Below are 22065 nucleotides of genomic sequence, written 5' to 3' on the forward strand. Positions count from 1 at the left end.
AGCATGGCCAAAAAAAATATATTTACCGATGCATTCGGAACCCCTTACTTTCTTAAAAGATTAATCATCTTCATACTCGGTATCGTTTCTTACAGAAGATTTAACGGTTTCAACAAACTGAAAATCACAGGTACTGAGCATTTATTGGATCTTCCGGATTGTAATGTTCTTTTTGTATCCAATCATCAGACTTACTTTGCAGATGTTGCTGCGATGTATCACGCCATCAATTCACTGAATAATGGATATCTGAACAGCATTAAAAACCCAATCTATCTTCTGAATCCTAAAATTGACTTTTATTACGTGGCGGCAGAAGAAACTATGAATAAAGGTATTCTTCCGAAAATATTTAAAATTGCCGGTGCCGTTACCGTAAAAAGAACCTGGAGAGCCGAAGGTCAGAACGTCAACCGAATGGTGGATCTCACCGAGGTTGATAACATTATGAAAGCACTGCAAAACGGTTGGGTTGCAACTTTTCCGCAGGGAACTACCGCCGCTTTTGCCCAGGGACGAAGAGGTACGGCAAAACTTGTAAAAAACCAGAGACCTATTGTAATTCCTATTAAAATAAACGGTTTCAGAAGAGCGTTTGACAAAAAAGGACTTCGTGTAAAGGTTACCGGTGTAAAACCAACGATGGAATTTAAAGCCCCTCTTGATATCGATTACGAAACAGAAAATTCTAACGATATTCTTTTGAAAATTATGACAGCCATTGAGCAGACAGAAGATTTCAACGTACTTCATACCTACGACAAAGAACTTAAGGCTAAAAAATCTCAGGAAAATAATCAAAACTAAAGACCAATGAAAAAATTAATCGCCGTCTTTCTGCTGATCACCTTTTTCATTTCTTGCAATACGCAGAAAGCATTTTCAGATTTCGATTTCAGTTATTCAAAAAGCGGAGGATATGCCCCGATGTACGAAAACCTACTGATTAAAGGCAATAAAGTAAAATACTCTCTGGAATCAAACGGAAAAAAAACCAATAAAAAATTTAATATTTCTGATGCAGAAATTCAGAATATTGATAAAGTTTTAGGTGAAAATCAATTTAGAAAAATCATCGAAGACCGTAAAAAGATTTACGACCGTGCATCTGTAACCATCACCGTGCATAAAGGCGAAAATTCCGGAAGCAAATCTGATGCAAGCCTCATCATGGCTGTAGATCAAAGAAAATGGGAAAACATTGTAGAAGTTTTCCAGAAAATTATAGACAACAACGTAAATAACACAAAATAATTTTGAAAACCCATTTCATTGCCATTGGAGGAAGTGCGATGCATAATCTGGCCATCGCTTTAAAAGACAAAGGATATCTTGTAACAGGATCAGACGATGCAATATTTGAACCCTCAAGATCACGACTCGAAAACAAAAATATTCTTCCCGAAGAACTGGGATGGTTTCCCGAAAAAATCGCTTCTGATATTGACGCCGTTATTTTGGGAATGCATGCGCATCAGGATAATCCCGAGCTCGCTAAAGCAAAAGAATTAGGTTTAAAAATTTATTCTTACCCAGAATTTCTGTACGAACAGTCTAAAACCAAAACAAGAGTGGTAATCGCAGGCTCTCATGGTAAAACTACGATCACATCAATGATTTTGCACGTACTTAATTTTCATCATAAAGATGTTGACTACATGGTTGGTGCACAGTTGGAAGGTTTTGACTGTATGGTAAAACTTACTCAGGATAACGATTTTATGGTTTTGGAAGGAGATGAATACCTAAGCTCTCCCATCGATTTACGTTCAAAATTTTTATTGTACCAGCCAAATATTGCTCTTCTGAGCGGCATTGCGTGGGATCACATTAATGTATTTAAAACCTTTGATGATTATATAGAGCAGTTCAGAAAATTCGTCGCAAGCATTACGCCTGGGGGTGTTTTGGTTTATAATGAAGAAGATGCCGAAGTCGTAAAAGTAGTCGAAAATGCTGAAAATTATTTCAGAAAAATGCCTTACAGAACTCCTGAATACGAAATCAGCAACGGAAAAGTTCTTTTGAAGACAGAAGTAATGGGCGATGTTCCGCTTTCTGTTTTTGGAGCTCATAATTTATTAAACCTTGAAGGAGCACGACATATTTGCCACACTTTAGGCATTATGGATGAAGAATTCTATGAAGCAATCATGAGTTTTAAAGGTGCTTCAAAACGTCTGGAGAAGGTGGAAAGAAATGACGGCGGAATTCTATACAAAGATTTTGCACACGCTCCCAGCAAAGTAAAAGCTGCTGTAAAAGCATTCTGTGAACAGTTTAAAAATGAAAAAAAACATGCTTTTCTTGAGCTTCATACGTATTCAAGTCTGAATCCTGTATTTTTGGAGCAATATGATCATGCGATGGACGGACCGGAAGATGCGGTAGTTTTTTATTCTGAAGACGCTTTGAAAATCAAAAGGATGGAAGCTATTTCTCCTGAATTGATTAAGGAAAAGTTTAAAAATGAAAATCTGAAAGTCTTTACAAACGCTGAAGATCTTCATGAATACTGGAATACCTTAGACAAAACCGACGGCGTTTATATGATGATGAGCTCAGGAAATTTCGGCGGGCTTGATCTGACGAAGTAACTGGTTTTAAAATAAAAATTCAAAATCCTTTTCACATTTGAAAGGGATTTTTTCGTTATAAAGATTCGCAGTCTCTGATGAAATTTTTCAAAATATCTTCAGTAGAATCTTCGCTGTAGTTTTGAACGGACTGCCCGAGCCAAAGATTAACAAAATCAGCATTTTTGGCTGTTCTTGCTGCTGTTCTCAAAGCTCCAGTGAGTTTATTCTGATATGGATAGGGCAAAATATATTTTGAGGAATCAAGCGTTTCTGTAAATTGATTTTTAATACCTCTCGCAAACCTCCCGGAAAAAGATTTTGTAATGATAATTTCGTTTTCCTTAACTTCAAACAAACGTCGTCTTTCAAAATTCTGTAAAGCACTTTCCTTTGAAGCCAAAAACATGCTTCCAATCTGAAATCCGCTTGCTCCCAGATGTTTTGCAGCAACTAAAGTTTGAGCACTGTAAATTCCGCCAGCGTAAATCAAAGGAACTTTTACAGCATCAGAAACCTGTGCCAGTAAAGAAAAACCGCCAATCTCAGGAATATTTTCTGAGGTAAAACTTCCCCGGTGACCGCCAGCTTCCCAACCCTGAACACAAATGACGTCGATTCTGGAATTTTCAAGCTCTTGAGCCTCTTCCACAGAAGTGCAGGTTCCGATGAGAAGGACGTTATTATTTTTTAATTTAAGAATACTTTCAGAATCTAAATTCCCAAATGTGAAACTCAGGATTTTGCATTTTTCAGAAATTACGGCATCAATCTGCTCGTGGTAAGAATTCAGTTTAATATCTTCAAAATCAGGCAAATCAACTTGAATATTATTTTCTGAAGCGAAATTTTCGAGGAACATTTTAGTTTCAGAAAAATCACTTTTCAGTTTTTCAGTAATCTCCGGAATATGATGAACGAAAATATTAACGGCAAAATCATGATTCGTAAGTTTTTTCGTCTTTTGAATCAATTCTAAAGATTTTTCAGCGGACAAATCTGCCAAAGCCAAAGAACCCAGACAGCCTGCATTATTAGCAGCAGCAGCCATTTCCGGAGTGCTCACCCCAAACATTGGTGCCTGAATAACAGGAAACTGGGTACGAAGCTTTTTACTGAGATCGTTTTTTAAATGCATAAAAATCGGTTTCAGTAAAATTAAAAAATTAATGTCAGACTGACTTTTATTTCAGATTAATTTTGTGAAGATTCTACAATCCGGTTTCGCTCTCTTGCAAGCATTACTACTGAGATTCCTCCCATAATCAGCATTAAAAACAATTGTAAAGGCAAAGTAATAAAGGAGTATGTAAGACCAAGCTCACCACCTGCTGCTCCGTCTTTCCCCATAGCAATAAAGAGTGTCATGAAGCCAAATTTCATGGCAAAATTAAACGCACCAATTCCGCCACTGGCAGGGATAATCATTCCTAGAGTGCCCACTACAAGTATGAAAAAACCATCTGAGAATTCAAAATTAGAAGTTTCCGGAAGAGCAAAGCATACCAAGTAAGAAGCAAAGTAATACGAAACCCAGATCGCAATAGTATAGATAATGAATTTGCCTTTTTGCTTTAACTTAAATATTGATTTTATACCTTCAACAACACCATAGATTATGCCTCGAATTTTCTTATAAATTGGACTACCATTGACTTTTTTTCTAAGAAGAATAAAGACCACAACAAGAAAAATAGAGACGGCTATAAAGATGTAAAGATAAATTAATGCATTATTTAATTTCTTTGAGAACTCTTTTTCGATATACTTCCAAAAAGAAAGGATACTAGAAAATTTAAAAATTAAAGTAAGACCAAGAAAAGCAATCATACAGATTAGATCTACAACTCTTTCCAAAATTATTGTACCTACAGATTTATCTACAGGAACTTTTTCAACACCATACAAAGCCGTTGCACGAGCCACTTCCCCACTTCTGGGAATGGTAAGATTCATCAGATATCCGAAAGAAATACTCCAAAGTGCGTTTGAGTTTGAAATACTGTAACCCATTGGTTCCATGAGTAAATTCCAACGTACAGCCCGAAACCAATAGGCCAAAAGCCCGAAAACTCCAGCAAAAGCAACCCACCAGTAGTTTGCCTGCGACATTGAATTTTGAAATCTCTTAAAATCAAAATCTTTCAAAGCCAGCCACAAAAAAAATGCAGCAAATGCCAATGAAATAAGAATCGTTATAAAACTTTTCAGAGGATTATTTTTCTTATCTTCCATTCTGTTTTAGGTAAGAAGATTGGTCTTTTCGTCAGGAAAAACAATTTTTGGTTGAAAATCTCTCGCTTCTTCAGGGCTCATCTGTGCATAAGCAATAATGATGATGATATCGTCACGCTGCACTTTTCTTGCCGCAGGACCGTTCAGACAAACTTCCCCGGATTTTCTTTTTCCTTTAATCACATACGTGTCGAAACGCTCACCATTGTTCACATTCACGATATAAACCCTCTCGCCTACCACTAATCCTGCAGCATCAATCAGATCTTCGTCAATGGTAATACTTCCGATATAATTGAGGTCTGAAGCCGTAACTCTTACCCTGTGAATTTTAGATTTGAAAACTTCTATAAACATGGTGCAAATTTATTAATTATTTTTCAGAATGTAACTCTTTACCGGTTTTCTGAACGTTTAATTTTAGGTTTCTGAAAATTAAAAATAATTGAATTATAATCGATTAAATTTAGCATATTTTCAACCATAATTTTAAAACACATTACGTTTAATACAAATTTCGGATTTAATAAAATGATAAAATAATTTATGCAAAATCCTAAAACCTTTCAATTAGGGCATTTGGCACAATTTTAGCCGCCGTAAATGCGTATTTTTCAACAATTTTCAAATTAACATATTGTAAAGAATTTTTCAGTTTTATGAAAATTTCAATAAGTTTTATCAAAAAATTTGCACAATATGAAAATTGTTTTAAATTTGCTTTTATAACAAACTAACTTTTAATATTACAAATTATGAACAAGTCTGAATTAATCGACGCAATTGCAAAGGATGCAGGAATTACTAAAGTTGCAGCAAAAGCTGCTTTAGAATCTTTTATGTCTAACGTAACTTCTACTTTACAGCAGAAAGACGGAAAAATCTCTTTAGTAGGTTTCGGTACTTTTTCTGTAGCTGAAAGAGCTGCAAGACAAGGTATTAACCCTGCTACCAAGATGCCAATCAAAATCGCTGCCAAGAAAGTAGCTAAATTTAAAGCTGGCGCTGAGCTTGCTACTGCTGTTGCAGGTGCAAGCGACAAGAAAAAGAAGAAATAATCACACGATTATAAAAAAACTGAACCTCATCGTCTGATGAGGTTTTTTTTCTGCTGTGAAATTGAGCTTACGGAGCTAAACGTGATATTTCCCAGTCTAAATCTCCAAGACTGTACATAATTCTGTCGTGCAGACGGTTTGGTCTTCCCTGCCAGAACTCGATTTCGTAGGGTTTTGCTACATAGCCGCCCCAGTTTTCAGGTCGTGGGATTTCTTTATTTTCAAATTCTTCCTCTAGATTTTTAAGTTTTTCCTCAAGAAATTCACGGTTTGGAATTTTCTCGCTCTGAGGAGAAACCACCGCTCCAAGCTGACTTCCCTTCGGTCTTGAATGAAAATAACCATCGCTCAGATTTTCTGCAACCCTTTCTAAATCTGCCTTAATAATGATTTGTCTTTCTAAAGAAGGCCAGAAAAAATGAAGACATGCTTTGCGGGTCTTTTCGATAGACTTTCCTTTTCTGCTGCTGTAATTGGTGTAAAAAACAAATCCTTCATGGCTGTAAGATTTTAAAAGTACCATTCTGCTTCGCGGGCATCCGTCATCTTCCACTGTAGAGACGCACATGGCGTTAGATTCTGCTACCAGAGGACTGTCTGTAGCATCTGCAAACCAATCTCTGAACTGCTCAAAAGGATTTTGTTTAATCTCATTTTCAATAAGTTGTGATTTTGCATAAACTTTTCTCTTATCGTGCAGATTTTCCATAAAGAATTTTTATTACTTTTGAGTATGAATTACTCATACAAAGGTAAAATATTAATCTCTACGCCTGATATTTCGGGGGATATTTTTTCGCGGTCTGTAGTACTCATAATAGATCATGATGAAAACGGTAGTTTCGGTTTGATTCTCAATAAGAAAAACACCCAGATCAGCAGCAGATTCAAAAGTATTTTTGAATTTAAGATTGACGTGTATGACGGCGGTCCTGTAGAAAATGACAAAGTATTTTTCATCATCAAAGGAGAAAAAATTACAGACACTTATTCTGAAATCACGAAAGAATTTTATCTTACAGAAAATGTTGAAGAAGTGATTAATGCGGTGATGACCAACAGACTGAGTGTTCAGGATCTGAAAATTTTCTCAGGTTATTCCGGATGGTCTGCAGGACAGCTTGAAAATGAAATTGCCTTAAAAGTCTGGACGGTTGTGGATGTTTACAATCTTGATTACACCTTACCAAACGATCAGACTTTATGGAAAACCATTATGCAGAATCTTGGCGGTGATTTCTTACTTTGGGCTAATTCTCCTGAAGACATTTCAATGAATTAGATTTTAAATATTTGGCTATCAACAATTAACAAATCTTTAAGTTTGCTTTAACTAATTTTTAAGATAGAATTCACGTTCTTTGGATAAATAAATTAATGAAAATGAAAGCAATTAAACTCCTGAGCTGCAGCCTGATTGCAGCATCATTTTTATTTTTTGCACCGTTAAATAAAAAAATAATCGTCATTGATGCAGGTCATGGTGGTAATGACTTCGGGTCAAACAGAGAAAATATTTTCGAAAAAGACCTTGTTCTAAATATCGCTCACGAAATCATAAATTTTAATAAAAATAATGATGACTATGAAATCATTATGACAAGAACTTCTGATGAAAACATTTCTTTATCAGAGAGAACCGAAAAAATCAATACACTAAATCCTGTTGCTGTTATTTCTCTTCACATGAACAGTAGCCCGAAGCGCGAGTCTGACAGACATGGATCTGAAATTTACACTCAATCTTCTGAAGGATCAAAAAATTTAGCTAAAACTATTTCTAAAAATCTTGGTGAATGTAATATCGAAGAGAAAAATCTTCATATCTTAAGAGAGTCAAAATCTCCCGCAGTTTTGGTGGAATTAGGCTTTATCAACAACACGAAAGACAGAGAATATCTTTCAAGTGAAAAAGGCCAGAAAGAAGTGGCTGCAAAATTTGATAAAATTTTTAAAGAATTATAAATCAAAAATACAATTCTGACCAGTTCAGAAAAAAACCCGGTAAAGGACTTGAAACGTTGTTTACCGGGTTTGTCAATTTTAGAAACTTTCTTTCCATTTCTGCACGAGATCATGAAATCTCGCGTTGGCAAAAGTTTTATTTCTGATTTTTCCTACAAAGAAAATTCCCTTCTCATCAGAAATTAAAAGTATTTCTTCCGCTTTTTGAGACTCAAAAGCAATCATCTCACTTTCCTGAATCGCTGCCAGTTTATTTTTATCTAAAAACGTCACAAAGTTCTCCAGCAAAGGCGAAATATAGGCACCTTCCGTATGCTTCGGAGTTTTGACAGTATTGTCTTCCAAAAGAAGAAGATTTCCCATTGCAGTTCGTGCAATCCTTTTGTTCGGATTGAGAAAAATGACGTCATCGAGATCATTTTCCTGAGCGTAGATACTTCCGTAAATATTTTCGGGGGAATGCACTCTGATATTGCTTAGAAGATTGGTATTGACGTTGATTTCTTTAATTAAATCGAGTTCCAAAGAACGCTGATGAATATTCAAGACGTCATCAACTTCGTTAACTTCAAAAAAATAGGAAACAGTAGATTTTGAAAGCGTGATTCCGTCGTTGTTTCTGTATGCTAAGAAATTAATAATTCCGTTTTCTATTGATTTGCCCTGAATAATTTCTGAGGTGAAAAGGTTCTGAAAAAATTCCAAAGTATAGCTCAAAGGAATATTCAATCTCATTTTACGCATGGATGCCATTAAAAAGAAATAGCATTCTTCATCCAAAATCAGTTTTGAATTTCGGATAAAGAAGGAAACTTTTACGGCGTCTCCCATTGTGAATGCTCTGTTTGCGTGGTCCACAGCACCGGAATTAAAAGTGTAATTTTTCAATTTTCTTTGATTTAGCTAAAAAAATAATGAACGATAAATCGTTCATCAGTTTTCTTCATTGATATTTTATTCTTAAGCAGCGCCAAGTTTAATTCTGAGGTTTTCGATCAGATTTTCCCAGTACATTGCGTTTTCTTCCTCATCTCCTTCTTCGCAGAAATCGGTAATATTAAGAGCTAAATCTTCTGTAATATCATCAATTGTGATGGTCATTTCAAAGAAATTTTTGGTTCCCTCATCTTCTTCCCATCTGAAACGTACAAAACCTTCAGGCTTATATCTGATCAAAGTAGCCTTCTCAGCAGGACCACCACCCCAGCTGAAAAAGAAATCGTCTCCTTTCTCTACAACATCCTCTGCAAACCATTCTGACAAACCCTCTGCTGTAGCCAGATATTCGTATAAAATCTCTGAAAGACAGTGCATTGGAAACTCATAATGGACCTTATTTTTCGCCATATATTCTCTATTTTAATCGTGTCGCAATATATAAATTAATTTTTTTATTTAACAAAACAGAGGATATTTTTTTATAAAAGGTTTATGATTTTTGTCATAAAATATATAAAACCATTTTTTCCGGACTAATTTTCATTCAAAGCACTCATTATGACAGCACACCCTTCTCTGATTTCATCTTCAGAAATCGTTAGTGGTGGGGAAATTCTCATGTATTCATTTCGGTAAAGCTGCCAGAAAACAATCAGACCTTTTTCCATGCATTTTTTGGCGATATGGATAGTGTATTCAGGTGAGCCTAAATTTACTGCGAGCATCAAACCTTTTCCATTGATGTTTTTAATTTTGGGATGAACCAGAAGTTCTCTGAAAAGTTTTTCTTTGGCATCAGTCTCATTCATCAAACCACTTTCCAGAACTTCTTTTAAAGTAGCGTGACTTGATGCTGCAATCAAAGGATTTCCCCCGAATGTTGTGATATGACCCAATTTCGGAGAATGTGAAAGCGTTTCCATAATTTGTTTGGAACTCATAAATGCGCCAACCGGAACACCGCCGCCCATTCCTTTTCCCATGACGAGAATATCAGGAACGATTCCGTAATGTTCAAATGCAAACAGTTTTCCTGTTCTACCAAAGCCCGGTTGAATTTCATCTAAAATTAAAAGAGCACCAACTTCTTCACATCGTTTTTTAAGATTTCTGAAATAGTTTTCTGAAGGCATCAGAAACCCAGCTGCACCCTGAATAGTTTCGGCAATAACGCAGGCCGTTTTCTCTGTGATTTTCGAAAAATCTGCTTCATTATTAAATTCAATAAAATTCACCATCGGCAAAAGTGGTCTGAATTCTCTTTTGTGATATTCGTTTCCGGAAACCGAAAGTGCACCGTGGGTATTACCATGGTAAGCGTCTTTCATCGAGATAATTTCTTCTCTTCCGGTATATCTTTTGGCTAATTTTAAAGCTCCGTCAATGGCTTCTGCACCACTGTTTACAAGGTAGGTCACTTCCAAAGGATCAGGAACAGATTCTGCCAGAAGCTGACAAAGTGCAACCGGTTTTTCCTGAGCATATTCTCCGTAAACCATGACGTGAAGGTATTTTTCTGCCTGCTCCTTAATCACACTGACAATTTTCGGATGAGAGTGCCCCAATGTATTGGCAGAAACACCGGCAACAAAATCAAGATACTTTCTGCCGTCAGTTCCGTAAATGTAACTTCCCACCGCTTTTTCAACTTCAAAACCTGCAGCAAACTGCGTTGTCTGCGCCTGATATTTAAAAAATTTCTTTTGCATGATTTCCTTTAAAATGATTTCGCAAAGATAATAAGATTGGGAGGAAAGTGTTTTAGAAATTGGTTTAAAATAAATCTTTGAAGTGAGGAGGCTTCGGAGAGTAAGTTTGTACTCATCGCTGGCTCGAGCGTTAATAATGCGGACACAAGCGAGACGCTTGCGCCAGCAGAAGATTAAAGATACCCTCAAGCTGACAACTTTTCAAAAAAAATCTTAACCAAAAAAAATCAGAGCCAATAACTCTGATTTTCTATTTTTATTTACGTACTCTTTTCGGTTTTTTTGCCTCTTCTTTGGCTTTAGCATCATCTATAATCTTTTGAGACTGATCGTAGAGTGAGGTATCCGATTCGTATTTTATTTCCTCGTAATTCGGAGTATCAACGAGAATGTCCTGCCATTTCCTTATTCGGTCTTTGGTATTCCAGTTAAAGTCTGGGAATTTCCGCTTGGAGGGTTCTATCATACTCATCGGGTACGTATCGTCTGTGGCGCCGATGTTACAGGAGAGAATCTGTAACTGCTGTTCTACAAATAAAGCTCCGATAATTCCACATGAGGAAAGGTTGACTCCGATTCTCACAGGCTTTTTAGTAGCTGAATCTTCATCATCTACATAGGCGATAGACTGCGCATTCCCGATTACTCTTACCTCTTTTATTTTTCCTTCTTCATAAAATACAGACATCAGTTTACCTTTCACCTGATTAAACTCGTCTTTCATATTCAGAGAATCTACTTTACTTATGGCTAAGGCATTCCCTATTACTTTGAGTGAATCTATATTTTCGTTTCCGGTATTGAAATAGGCTTCAACTTTGTCGCCCGTTACCTGCTTCTGGTCGCTCCAAAGGATGGGATCTCTGTACATGTGGATAACACCGTCGGTTTCGTTGAAAGCGATAGAATCTGCTCTTCCCTGCGCGTTAGATTTGTAAATTCTTACTTTTCTGAATGCGCGTATAAAACTTTTCTTTTTGGTAGCGTCTACCGAATCGGGCTTTTGATAGGAAAGGATTTTTTCGGATGCAAAATAAATGGAATCTTTCTCTAAAATCTTGACTGCATACGGACTTTTAGTCATCATTGCAGAATCTTTTTTCTCATAAATTTCGCCATATCCGCCTTTGATGTATCGTTTCTCCAAAGGATCATCCAGTGTTACATTCCCGGTTCCCGTTCCGTAACCCGTGAGTTGATTGAAGTACAGAGCGTCACCCGTAAGGATTTTATCATTGTAATAAATTCTGGAATTCTTTGTCAGAAAAGATTCTTTGGTATTCATATTATGAGTACCTTTTTCTGTAATAATCCTGTTCTTCGGATTTTTCCTGTTGGTGATTACCGTGTAACCGTTGATAGTTACGATATTGGTATTCTGGTTCTGAACCACGTTATCACCTTCCAGCGTGTATTCACGGTCTTCAATCTTCACTCTTCCCGTAAGATCGATAGTTCTGGTGTCTAAAAAGTAGGTTGCTGCTTTAGAATAGGTTGTACTTTTACCATCATTAATTGTTCCACCCGTATTGTAATAGGCCTGATTTCCCAATCTGTCGTAATACAGAGTTTCGGTTTTGATGATGGTGCCCTTTGGATCATTCAGAACAACGTTTGTTCTGGCAACGCCTTTTTGGGTATTGCCGTCATATTCCATTTCTGAAGAGGTAATTACTGATCCGTCGGGATTTTCAAGTCTCGCATTTCCTATTGCTCTGGCAAAGTTTTCTTCTTCATAGATTACAATAATATCGGCACTTAAAATAGACCCCTGATGCTCAACTTTCACATTTCCTTTAAGTGTCTGATTGCCATCGTAGATTTTAGGATCTTTTATAATTTCATCTGCATTGATAATCTTCACCTTCTTTCCCGGGCCTGATGGCGTTTTTGCAGATTTATTCTGTAAAAAAGGATCTTTTTGTACAGGTTTGAGTTTATCCTGCGCATTGAATAATGCTGCAAGGAAAATTAACAGAAAACAGAATATCTTCATTAATTAATCATTCTTGGTACCGTAAAAATACAGTGAATGAGAGTTTATTTTTACGTCAAAAGCCTGTTCTATTGCTTCTTTAATCCCTTGAATACGGGGATCACAAAACTCAATAATCTCCTGAATTTCTTTGTCTGAATCTTTCTTATAAATCACCAGGTGATCATGCTGCTTGTCGAAATAAGACTTTTCGTAAGAAGAAGATGTTAAAGTCTTTTCACCAAACTGATGCTTACGGATCAACCCTGCATCAAGGAAGATTTCAATTGTATTGTAGATGGTGGCTTTAGAAACGTGATATTTTTTCTGCATCATCAGAAGGTAGAGATCATCAACGTTGAAATGATGTTCCATACCGTATATTTCTTCTAAAATCGTGTAACGTTCAGGCGTATTTCTAAAACCTTTTTCTAATAAATAGTTTCGTAAAACATCTTTTATCAGCGTTATATTTTTTTCTTTCTGTAAAGTATCCATTAAAAAATTTATACTACAAATTTACCGATTTTTTATTGAATAGCACACCGCTTAATTTTATGACCCTTTTTAAGAGCTGCGACGTTCAAATTTTGTCTGCTGAATTCTGTCTTTGTCTGAAACTGCCTCTTCCGTAAGCGGTGCAGATTCTACTACAACATTGTGTGATGTGACGCCCCACGATTTGAAATCATCACTGCCAATATATTTCACGAAGTTGTATAAACTTAATATTATTTTCTGTTTTACTGTTAGAAGTATATCGTTGATGTAAGTGTTATCAATAACCACATACTTCAAATCTGGCGGAATATTGTATGCTCTGAGTGATGGATGACTGCTTCGGGACGGTATTGTACCTTCTGCCATCAAATCTTTCAGCACTACACTGAAGTAATCATTAATTCTTCTGTCAACCTTAAAGCCAAGGAGAAAATTTATTTTATAAATTGTGCCGGGTAAGATTTCTTCCACTGTATACTTAAAAGTGTAAGGATCTTCCTGATTGATAATGCTTAAAATAAAATAATGATCTGCTCTTTTAGGCTGTTTTTTAACAATGGAATAGATAATCTTAGATTCTATTTCATCATTATACTTAGCTCTGCTTAGGTAGGCAAGGTTTGTACAGTATTTTGGTATTGTTTCATCTAATTTCATGTCTTTAATAATAGAGACATATTTATTTATCTTAACAAAATTAATAAATTTACCTTTAATCTGTCTTCCATTATACCAAGAATACATGCAAACCCCGATAAATCCTGCCAGAACCACAGTAATCCAACCGCCATCAAAGAATTTTATGATATTGGCACTGAAAAAACCTAGCTCTATAGCTCCATAAATAAGGAAAAAACCAAGAATCAAAAGTTTATTCACTCTCTTCTTAAGTAGCCAGAATGTCAATAATATTGTGGTCATAAACATAGTGACTGTAATAGAAAGCCCATATGCTGCTTCCATTTTATGAGATTCTTTAAAATGCAGTACTACTACGATACAGAACAACAATAACCCCCAATTAATTCTCGGAATATACATTTGACCTTTTACACCTGAAGGATAATCAATCTTTTGATTTGGCCATAGATTAAGCGACATTGCTTCTGAAAAGATGGTAAAAGAACCGGTAATCAAGGCCTGAGAGGCAATAATTGCCGCAGCAGTTGCCAAAACCACACCTGGTATTATCATCCATTCTGGCATAATACCAAAAAATGGATTAACACCACTCTCCTGTACAAGCTGATGATTTTTTAATAACCATGCTCCCTGACCAAGATAATTTAATATCAGCATTAATTTTACAAAAACCCAGCTGACTCTGATATTCTTAGCTCCACAGTGTCCCAAGTCTGAATATAATGCTTCAGCTCCGGTAGTACAAAGAAAAACAGCACCTAAAATTATTATAGCACTTGGAGAATCTGCAATTAATTTGTAGGCATAATAGGGATTGAAAGATTTAAGTATAGAAAAATCTTCAAAAAGATGGATAGATCCCAAACCTCCCAAAACGATAAACCAAACAACCATCACCGGTCCAAAAAACTTTCCGATAAAAGAGGTTCCAAACTGCTGAACAACAAAAATAACTACCAATATACAGCACGTTATCAAGACCACTGGAGTATGTGGATTGTAGATTTCCAAGCCTTCTATGGCAGACATTACAGTTAATGATGGAGTAATAACTCCATCCGCAACCAGGGCAGATGCACCAATAATTGCAATTAAATACAGCCAGCGCTTTTTAAGATTTTTGATCAGTGAAAAAAGAGCTAAAATCCCTCCTTCTCCTTTATTATCTGCCCGAAGAGCAATAATAACATATTTCAGAGTAGTCTGGAGAGTCAAAGTCCAAATAATACAGGATAGTGCTCCCTCAATATATTCGTCAAAAGGCATCGCTGCGCCAGCCTGTCTGGCACTTACAATGGCCTTCATTACATACAAAGGCGAGGTTCCGATGTCCCCGAATACAATCCCTAAAGAGACCAAAACCCCAACAAAAGAAAGCTTTTTAAGATCAATATGATGACCGCCTTCTGTAACTTCTGCCATATCAGCAATTTTAAATTTTAAACGGGCAAATTTATACTAAAATTATAACCCGAAGAATTTTTATCGATGAATATAATAAATGAAAAAACTTCCTTTCGGAAGTTTTTTTCTATAATCGTTGAAGATTTACTTTACGTACATCGCATTTTTAATTTCCTCTTTCACTTTTTCAAGTTTCGGGAACCATTCTGCAAACAGTGCTGATGAGTAAGGAGCAGGAGCATCAGGAGTAGTAATTCTCTTGATTGGCGCATCCAGATAATCAAATGCTTTTTGCTGAACCATATAAGTAATCTCCGATGATACTGAACCAAATGGCCATGCTTCTTCTAAAATTACCAATCTGTTTGTTTTCTTTACCGAAGTAAGAATGCTTTCAAAATCCAAAGGACGAACGGTAATCAAATCAATCACTTCTACAGAAATACCTTCTTTAGCCATATCTTCAGCTGCCTGAAGTGCCAATTTCATAATTTTTCCGAAAGAAACCAGAGTCACATCCGTGCCCTCTCTTTTGATGTCTGCTTTTCCTATCGGTAAATAGTATTCTTCTTCAGGAATTTCCATTTTATCTCCGTACATCTGCTCAGATTCCATAAAGATTACAGGATCGTTGTCCTGAATTGCAGATTTTAACAACCCTTTCGCATCATAAGGATTAGAAGGAACTACCACTTTAAGACCTGGAATGTTTGCGTACCAGTTTTCGAAAGCCTGAGAGTGTGTAGCACCCAACTGACCTGCAGAAGCTGTAGGACCACGGAATACGATTGGGCAGTTCCACTGTCCACCACTCATCTGACGGATTTTTGCAGCATTGTTGATGATCTGGTCAATACCCACCAAAGCAAAGTTGAACGTCATATACTCAACAATCGGACGGTTACCGTTCATTGCAGCACCTACCGCAATCCCAGTGAAACCAAGCTCAGCAATGGGTGTATCGATTACACGTTTAGCACCAAACTCATCCAACATTCCTTTTGATGCTTTGTATGCACCATTGTATTCTGCAACTTCCTCACCCATTAAAAAGATAGATTCGTCTTTGCGCATTTCCTCACTCATTGCCTGTGCAATCACCTCACGAAAAGTATATTCTGCCATAGTAATTTTAAAAATTTAGATACAAAAATAATGTTTTTATTTATTAATCGAAAGAAAAGGCTCTTTTCAATATTAATTTTTCGAAAATATTTATCTGAAAAACTTCCATTTTGGGATAATTGCGAGCATTCCGAAGCCGGTAAACAGAAAAAGATTGGTTACATCTGAATAGAGAAATGTAGAAAGATAATAGTTGTGCATAAAGAAATGCAGCAACAACATAACCGGAAACAAAATAATTCCTGCTTTTCTGTAAAAATACATCAGGACTATTCCTGTAATCATCAATACGTCAACAGAGAAAATGAGATAAAAATAACCTTCGGGAATGTTTAACGTTTTGTGCTGAAGATATTCGTCAAAATCCAGCCCAAAACCCATCAAAGTAAACAGCAGCAGTGAAGCCATTGCCAAAATAAAACCCCAGCCTTTCTTCGGGTCTTCATCAAAATAGCTGTATTCCTTATATTCTCTTTCCATGGTGCAAAAATAAAGAACTTATGAAAAAAAATCATAAGTTCCTTTGAATATTTATATCGTAAAAAAAATTAAATCGTGATTGCGTTGATCAATCTGTTTTTGTCGCTGAGGAATTCTTCCATAGAGATCATACTCTCAGTTCTCATAACATCCTGAATATCATCTATCTGATAGATAATTCTCTTCGCATCATCCGTATTTTTAGCTCTTACTTTGCAGAAAATATTGTATTTTCCTGAAATAACGCTCGCTTCAATTACGTTTGGTAATGTAGAAAGTTCTTTTAAAACCTCCTGGGTCCGGTTTGATTTTGTTAATAAGATACCGATGAAGGCAGTAAAGTGATAATCTAATTTTCTGTAGTCGATGCTTAAAGATGATCCTAAAATAATACCTGCATCTTCCATTTTCTTTACTCTAACGTGAATTGTTCCTGCAGATACGTCCATCTGCTTAGCAATTTCTGTAAATGGCATTCTTGTGTTTTCTACTAAGAAATCAAGAATTTTCTTGTCTATTTCGTCCAGTTGATAGTTCATAATAGTGAAATTATATTTTTCCTAAAAAATCCATAAATTTTTTACAAAATTAGGAAAAATAATTTAACTGAAAAAAAAATATCAAATATTAACTATAATTAACAGATATGATAAAAATCATTATGACTTTATGATTATTTCTTCGCTGATTTTACGGAATCTGTTTTTATCGAATCATTCTTTATTAGCGGTTTTTTGTCTTTTTTCTTCTTTTTAAAGAAAGAATTAAAACTTTTACTCCACACAATACCACCGCCGTACGCCTGATTTGCAGATCCGTTAGACACCACAGCACCATTGCCCATCCCGATGTTTGTAGGTTTGGAATACCCTCGCAAGATCAGCGTTCCGTCATTCTTTTTAGAAATATCGTATTCTATTGAGCCTTCGCCAGACAGGTAATTCTGAGTAGTTCCTTCGGTTTGATTTAAAGGGATTCCAAGACCTGTTTTTACTTCAATTCTTGGTGAGAGTGCGAAGCTTAATCCTGCATTGGCGCGGTCTCCGGTATTGGATCCCAGATCACCTCTCACATAATTCAAATCAATCTGAAACTCGCTGCTCATGGTATTGATGATAGAACCCAGCTGTTTCAGGGCAAGATTATAACCGGATGACTCTGCCAGACCAGCCGCATCTAAACTTACAGTACCGCTGGTGTTGAAACTGTTTAAAAGCAGAATAGAACCAAACTGCAGAACATCTTCACCTTCCGCCTGATTAATTCTTGTGGCCAACGCTTCTTTCACCTGGCTGGAAACATCTAAAGCGGTTACTCCCAGTTTCACATCAGGATCATTTAAAGTATTGGTAATTTTAGCCTGCAGCAAAACACTGATTGGGCCCACTCCGATATTCAGATACTGTGCGGCGTTGGAAACCATTCTTACATAATTTGCGGTGATATCAAGCACGGGAGTCATGGCGTTGCCATCCCAGGTGATACTGCTGCCCTTCTGAATCTGGAATGTTCTGTTTAGAATTGCTTTAGAAACGAAAGTTCCGTTTTCAACGATATAATCACCGCTAAGTTCTATATTTCCGGCACGGCTCATTCTGAATCTGAGATCATCAGCCACTCCTTTCACATTGATATTTCCTACATCATCCCCTACCAGAACGTTTACATTTGTTCCTTTATCTACATCAAGAGTGAAGTCAATATCCATATTGGCACCGCTTTTCTTCTTTTCCTCTAAAACTACGAATCCGCTTTTATTTTCCTTTAAGAATCTCAGCATTTTAAATTCCTCCACATTTGAAGTAGAAGCTGAATTGAAGGTAAAATTACTTCCGTTGAGAGCTTTCATATTCGGTGTAGAAATACTTAAAGCAGAAACCGGCCCGTCTACGAAAAGTTCGCCCTGACCGTAGACTCTGCCCCAAAACAAATCATAATCTTTCTGAGTGGTATCAAGCATCAGTAAATTGTCTGCTCTCATCAGCAAAGAAACACCCATAGAAGAAAGTGTCTCAAATCTGATCAATCCTGAAATGGTTCCTTTAGAATTTGATCTTCCGTCGTGCACGCCGATGTTGTTGAGGATTGCAAGACCTTTGGTTAAATCAATCGTTGTATTATCAAAAGAATAATCTACACCTGTAAAAAGAAGTTTTAATCCAAAATCTTTCAGCGCAATATTCCCACTGTAATCGAGGTTTTTCATTGTTCCGCTGATTTTCAGATCTCCGGTAGCCTTTCCTCTCATATTTCCGAAAACGGTTTGCACAAATTGCTGTGTAAAAGAAAGATCAAAATCATCCAAAGCAGCATTCAGATCAATTGTAGGTGTAGCAGTATTGTTGTTGACAGTTCCTGTAAGATGAAGATTATTGTTCCCGATAATTCCTGCAGATGCCACTTTCACATCAATATCATACACATTTAAAGAAAAACTGTTGGTAGCAGAGATGGTGATATCTCCCATGTCATTTCCATTCATCATGATATCATCAACGGTAAGGTCTACCAATGGCTGGAGTGTGCTCTGATCCATTTTGATTTTCACATTTCCGTTGGCTACACCTTTAATATCCATGGTATTTCCGTTGGGAGTCATCTCTAGAATCTTTCCAATAGCAAAATTGCTCACTTCGGCATCCAGATAGAAATCTTTTGCAGATTTAAAAGTGGATTCATTAATCTGAAGCGAACTTTCATCAGAAAAAATCCTCAGATTTTTTATCTCAAAATCGGCAGTTTTTTTCCGGTACGTGATCGAGTGGTCGAGCGAAGGACTGGTATCAACCGCCCATTTTACACTATTAAAATTAACTTCCGTAGGCTCAAACCTGAAAACATAATCCCCAAATTCGTTGGCAGACTGATTAAAATTGATGGTATAACTCTTAAGATTTTCATCTTCTTCATCCTGCGGGCTTCCATGTTTAAAGCTCGCAGCGATTTTCAGAAGAGTATTATCTTCATTCTCACCTGTGATTGTAATATCTTTAATAACATTCTGATTGTACTGAAGTCTGTTGATCTTTGTGAAAATCTGCTGATCTAAATTTGCCGTATTAATTCTCACCTTCACACTGTCAACCATCGCACTGTCGCGGGTGATTGACACCCGGTCATTTATCTGATAATTAGGATTAGCTTCTGCCAGAGCGCGGTCTGCATCTGTAATTTCCTGCTGCCTGGTCATGATGTACTTTAGTGAAGCGGCATCGAGATCAAGAACTAAATTATTGCTGTCACCATCATATTGTGCCGAAACTTTTGCACCTTGTGATAACTGAAGATCCGGCATAAACAAAGCCACCAGGCCCTGTTCCACATTAAAATCGAGGTTAAATCTCTGTCCGCGGTACAGTTTTCTTGGGGCGGGACCTACTAAAATTTTTGAGAAGCCATTCTGCACCATTCCGGAGAGATCAGCGAGATTAAATTTCCCGGAAATCTGCCCGTCGATAGCGCCCGGAGCATTAACATCAATGATTCTGTTTCCGCCCTCTGCTCTGGTATTAATTTTTGCGTGAGGAATGTGATATTGCTTTCCGCCGTTGGCAAAATAAACATTATCTACACTTACATCCAGACCTAAATCATTAAGATCAGACATCGCCATTTTCCCGCTGATCTTTCCGCTGACGATCTGTCTTCCAGGCTGCCCGGTAAAATAATTCAGATTCAGAGAATTGATATCTGCATCTACATCCGCAGAAATTCTTTTGGTTCTGAAATCAATTAATCCTTTTACAGAACCTTTTACTTCTTCATCATTCAGAGTAATAAGACCTTTGTACGTTCTGTGATCAAGCAAACCGTCAAGATAGAGATTATTGATTTCTTTATCCATAATTTCAATGCTGGAAATCTGAGATTTAGTGGAAATTCTCATCGTATTCACATCGAAACTTTCCCCTTTCAGATCAAATCTTCCGGAAATTAAGCCTACTGCCTTGTTTTTTGTAATAACAGAAGTATTCAAATCTTTTACAACCGCTAAACCTGAATATTTGGGAACTGGCGAGCTGTATTCTCTCAAAGAAAAATTGGTGATTTTTGCCTGACCGATTCCGGTGATCAGATCTCCAGATGAAACAAAAACCTCTTTCGGATTTACACTTGCGCTTCCGTTGTATTTTAATTTACCAAAATCATCTGCAAAGTTTTTCATCTTAGCAGAAATGAATGTTGGCATCATTGCTTTTAAATCTTTGTAGGTGAAATCTGCTGAAAGAGCTTTTGTTTCAATTAAAAAATTACCCTTCAACAGATTTTTGACGTCCATTTTTTTGGTAGCAATATTAACTGAGGGATTTCTGATCAGAAAATTATCCAATGTAAAATTATTTAACGGCCCGGCCATTTTACCGGATACATTAAATGGAATAAAATTATCCCAGTTGGTCACAAAATAGCTGATGTCATAACCACTGATCTGGCTTCCAATCTTCATATCCATATCCCATTTCACTTTATCAGCAAAATCAGCCCACGAGCCGTCCTTCAGATTAAATTTAATATCGCCCTGAAGAAGGGAATGATCTGTATTGAAAGTTAAATCCTTGAGCAGAAGGAAATCTTTGGTCATTGCAAAATCTGTAGAAAAAGTTTCCACAACGTGAGATTTGCCCCATCTTTTGGTAACAAATGAAAAATTATTGATTGTAGCGGCAATATTTACCCCGTTCACTTTTACTTTTGGAGCAATCAGATTGACGTTGGTTGCAGTAAGCCATTTTCCCGGCTCACCCGGAGAGTTCTGGTTGACAATAGAGACTTTGGAATTTAAAAGTTCAAGTCTTGCATTTAACTGGAATGGTGGCTTTGAGGGATCAGCCTTTTTTCCGCTGTCGAAAAGTTTTGTAAATCTGATAAAATTTGAGATACTATCGCCTTTATAAGTAATTATTTTGATATCAGCATCAACCAATCGTAACCCGTTAAAACTTAAAGAATTGTGTTTTCCGATATTGGTTGCCAGAGAAAACCAGTCTGAATTGGCTTTAAATTCTCTTGCTTTAATAAAATCGAGATCCTTATAATCTTTTATCCTTAAACCTTTAATAGTAACATCACCAAAGAAATCCACTTCAACACTTTCTGTAGACATTTTGGCTTTAAAATCTCTGTTGACAATCTGCAAAGCCTGATCTGCAGCCCATCTTTTGGTAACCGGCAAATTAATAGCAATAAAAACCAAAACAACAATTGAAAGTACCGTCCAGAAAAGTATGAGCAGTAATTTTGCCCACCAGGAATAGCTCACCACATCCTTAGCAGCCTGTTTTCCTAATTCCTGAGCTGTGTCTATTGGATGTTTAATGGCTTCGGCAGCAAAATCTGAAGCTTCTTTCACCGACTCCTGAACATTATCTACGGTTTTCTGCACCTGATCTCCCAGATTTTCACCCACCGATTTTTTGTTCTTATTTTCGTTATTATTCTCTAACTTTGCCATTATA

General features: G+C 36.6%; 20 protein-coding genes. 6 read left to right on the top strand and 14 right to left on the bottom strand.

Going from position 1 to position 22065, the window contains the following annotated elements:
* The first annotated feature begins 3 nt into the window (after nt 1–3).
* From ASG31_RS13540 to ASG31_RS13550, 3 genes are read left to right on the top strand one after another with little or no spacing between them, the layout of a single operon-like run.
* Nucleotides 4–807 carry a lysophospholipid acyltransferase family protein gene (locus tag ASG31_RS13540; RefSeq protein ID WP_056033580.1) on the top strand — a complete coding sequence of 268 codons (804 nt, stop codon included), beginning with the start codon at nt 4–6 and terminating at the stop codon, nt 805–807.
* Nucleotides 808–813: 6 nt separating this feature from the next.
* The gene (locus tag ASG31_RS13545) at nt 814–1254 is read left to right on the top strand and encodes a hypothetical protein (protein ID WP_056033582.1); all 441 of its coding nucleotides are present in this window, start codon (nt 814–816) and stop codon (nt 1252–1254) included.
* Between the two features lie 2 nt (nt 1255–1256).
* Entirely contained in the window at nt 1257–2597 is a 1341-nt protein-coding gene (locus ASG31_RS13550) for a UDP-N-acetylmuramate--L-alanine ligase (protein ID WP_056033584.1), read from the top strand.
* Between the two features lie 55 nt (nt 2598–2652).
* Here ASG31_RS13550 and ASG31_RS13555 read toward each other — a convergent pair whose 3' ends face one another.
* The 3 genes from ASG31_RS13555 to panD are packed head-to-tail and all read right to left on the bottom strand — an operon-like array spanning nt 2653 to nt 5168.
* On the bottom strand, nt 2653–3714 hold the full coding sequence (locus tag ASG31_RS13555) for an NAD(P)H-dependent flavin oxidoreductase (protein WP_056033587.1): 1062 nt from the start codon (nt 3712–3714) through the stop codon (nt 2653–2655).
* Between the two features lie 56 nt (nt 3715–3770).
* Nucleotides 3771–4811 (bottom strand): lysylphosphatidylglycerol synthase transmembrane domain-containing protein, encoded by a 1041-nt coding sequence (locus ASG31_RS13560; protein WP_056033590.1) that lies wholly within the window; start codon nt 4809–4811, stop codon nt 3771–3773.
* A gap of 6 nt (nt 4812–4817) precedes the next feature.
* The gene (panD, locus tag ASG31_RS13565; protein ID WP_056033595.1) at nt 4818–5168 is read right to left on the bottom strand and encodes an aspartate 1-decarboxylase; all 351 of its coding nucleotides are present in this window, start codon (nt 5166–5168) and stop codon (nt 4818–4820) included.
* Nucleotides 5169–5566: 398 nt separating this feature from the next.
* On the opposite strand from panD, the gene ASG31_RS13570 reads away from it, so the two are divergent.
* Entirely contained in the window at nt 5567–5869 is a 303-nt protein-coding gene (locus ASG31_RS13570) for an HU family DNA-binding protein (protein ID WP_056033598.1), read from the top strand.
* A gap of 67 nt (nt 5870–5936) precedes the next feature.
* Here the strand turns inward: ASG31_RS13570 and pdxH are convergent, their stop codons facing one another.
* Entirely contained in the window at nt 5937–6578 is a 642-nt protein-coding gene (pdxH, locus tag ASG31_RS13575) for a pyridoxamine 5'-phosphate oxidase (protein ID WP_056033602.1), read from the bottom strand.
* Nucleotides 6579–6602: 24 nt separating this feature from the next.
* Between pdxH and ASG31_RS13580 the strand changes: the two genes are divergently transcribed.
* A complete protein-coding gene (locus tag ASG31_RS13580) occupies nt 6603–7151 on the top strand; it encodes a YqgE/AlgH family protein (RefSeq protein WP_056034040.1) in 549 nt (182 codons plus the stop codon).
* Nucleotides 7152–7252: 101 nt separating this feature from the next.
* On the top strand, nt 7253–7834 hold the full coding sequence (locus tag ASG31_RS13585; RefSeq protein WP_056034042.1) for an N-acetylmuramoyl-L-alanine amidase: 582 nt from the start codon (nt 7253–7255) through the stop codon (nt 7832–7834).
* Between the two features lie 78 nt (nt 7835–7912).
* Here ASG31_RS13585 and ASG31_RS13590 read toward each other — a convergent pair whose 3' ends face one another.
* The 10 genes from ASG31_RS13590 to ASG31_RS13635 form a co-directional block, all read right to left on the bottom strand.
* On the bottom strand, nt 7913–8665 hold the full coding sequence (locus ASG31_RS13590; protein ID WP_082504586.1) for an aminotransferase class IV: 753 nt from the start codon (nt 8663–8665) through the stop codon (nt 7913–7915).
* A 129-nt stretch (nt 8666–8794) separates the two neighbouring features.
* Nucleotides 8795–9181 (bottom strand): START-like domain-containing protein, encoded by a 387-nt coding sequence (locus ASG31_RS13595; protein ID WP_056033608.1) that lies wholly within the window; start codon nt 9179–9181, stop codon nt 8795–8797.
* A gap of 125 nt (nt 9182–9306) precedes the next feature.
* Complete coding sequence (locus tag ASG31_RS13600; RefSeq protein ID WP_056033610.1) at nt 9307–10482, bottom strand: aspartate aminotransferase family protein; 1176 nt, start codon at nt 10480–10482, stop codon at nt 9307–9309.
* Between the two features lie 256 nt (nt 10483–10738).
* Nucleotides 10739–12478, bottom strand: a complete 1740-nt coding sequence (locus ASG31_RS13605; protein WP_056033613.1) for an OstA-like protein — start codon at nt 12476–12478, stop codon at nt 10739–10741.
* Between the two features lie 3 nt (nt 12479–12481).
* On the bottom strand, nt 12482–12955 hold the full coding sequence (locus ASG31_RS13610; protein WP_056033616.1) for a Fur family transcriptional regulator: 474 nt from the start codon (nt 12953–12955) through the stop codon (nt 12482–12484).
* A 69-nt stretch (nt 12956–13024) separates the two neighbouring features.
* A complete protein-coding gene (locus ASG31_RS13615) occupies nt 13025–15022 on the bottom strand; it encodes a KUP/HAK/KT family potassium transporter (protein ID WP_056033619.1) in 1998 nt (665 codons plus the stop codon).
* Nucleotides 15023–15148: 126 nt separating this feature from the next.
* Nucleotides 15149–16129 (bottom strand): pyruvate dehydrogenase complex E1 component subunit beta, encoded by a 981-nt coding sequence (locus tag ASG31_RS13620; protein WP_056033622.1) that lies wholly within the window; start codon nt 16127–16129, stop codon nt 15149–15151.
* Nucleotides 16130–16219: 90 nt separating this feature from the next.
* Nucleotides 16220–16609, bottom strand: a complete 390-nt coding sequence (locus ASG31_RS13625) for a hypothetical protein (protein WP_056033626.1) — start codon at nt 16607–16609, stop codon at nt 16220–16222.
* 68 nt (nt 16610–16677) lie between these two features.
* Nucleotides 16678–17148: an Lrp/AsnC family transcriptional regulator gene (locus tag ASG31_RS13630; RefSeq protein WP_056033631.1), complete on the bottom strand. Its 471-nt coding sequence runs from the start codon at nt 17146–17148 to the stop codon at nt 16678–16680.
* A 134-nt stretch (nt 17149–17282) separates the two neighbouring features.
* A complete protein-coding gene (locus ASG31_RS13635) occupies nt 17283–22061 on the bottom strand; it encodes a hypothetical protein (RefSeq protein WP_056033634.1) in 4779 nt (1592 codons plus the stop codon).
* Nucleotides 22062–22065 lie beyond the last annotated feature (4 nt).

Source organism: Chryseobacterium sp. Leaf404 (assembly GCF_001424145.1).
In the GTDB taxonomy this organism is placed as follows: domain Bacteria; phylum Bacteroidota; class Bacteroidia; order Flavobacteriales; family Weeksellaceae; genus Chryseobacterium.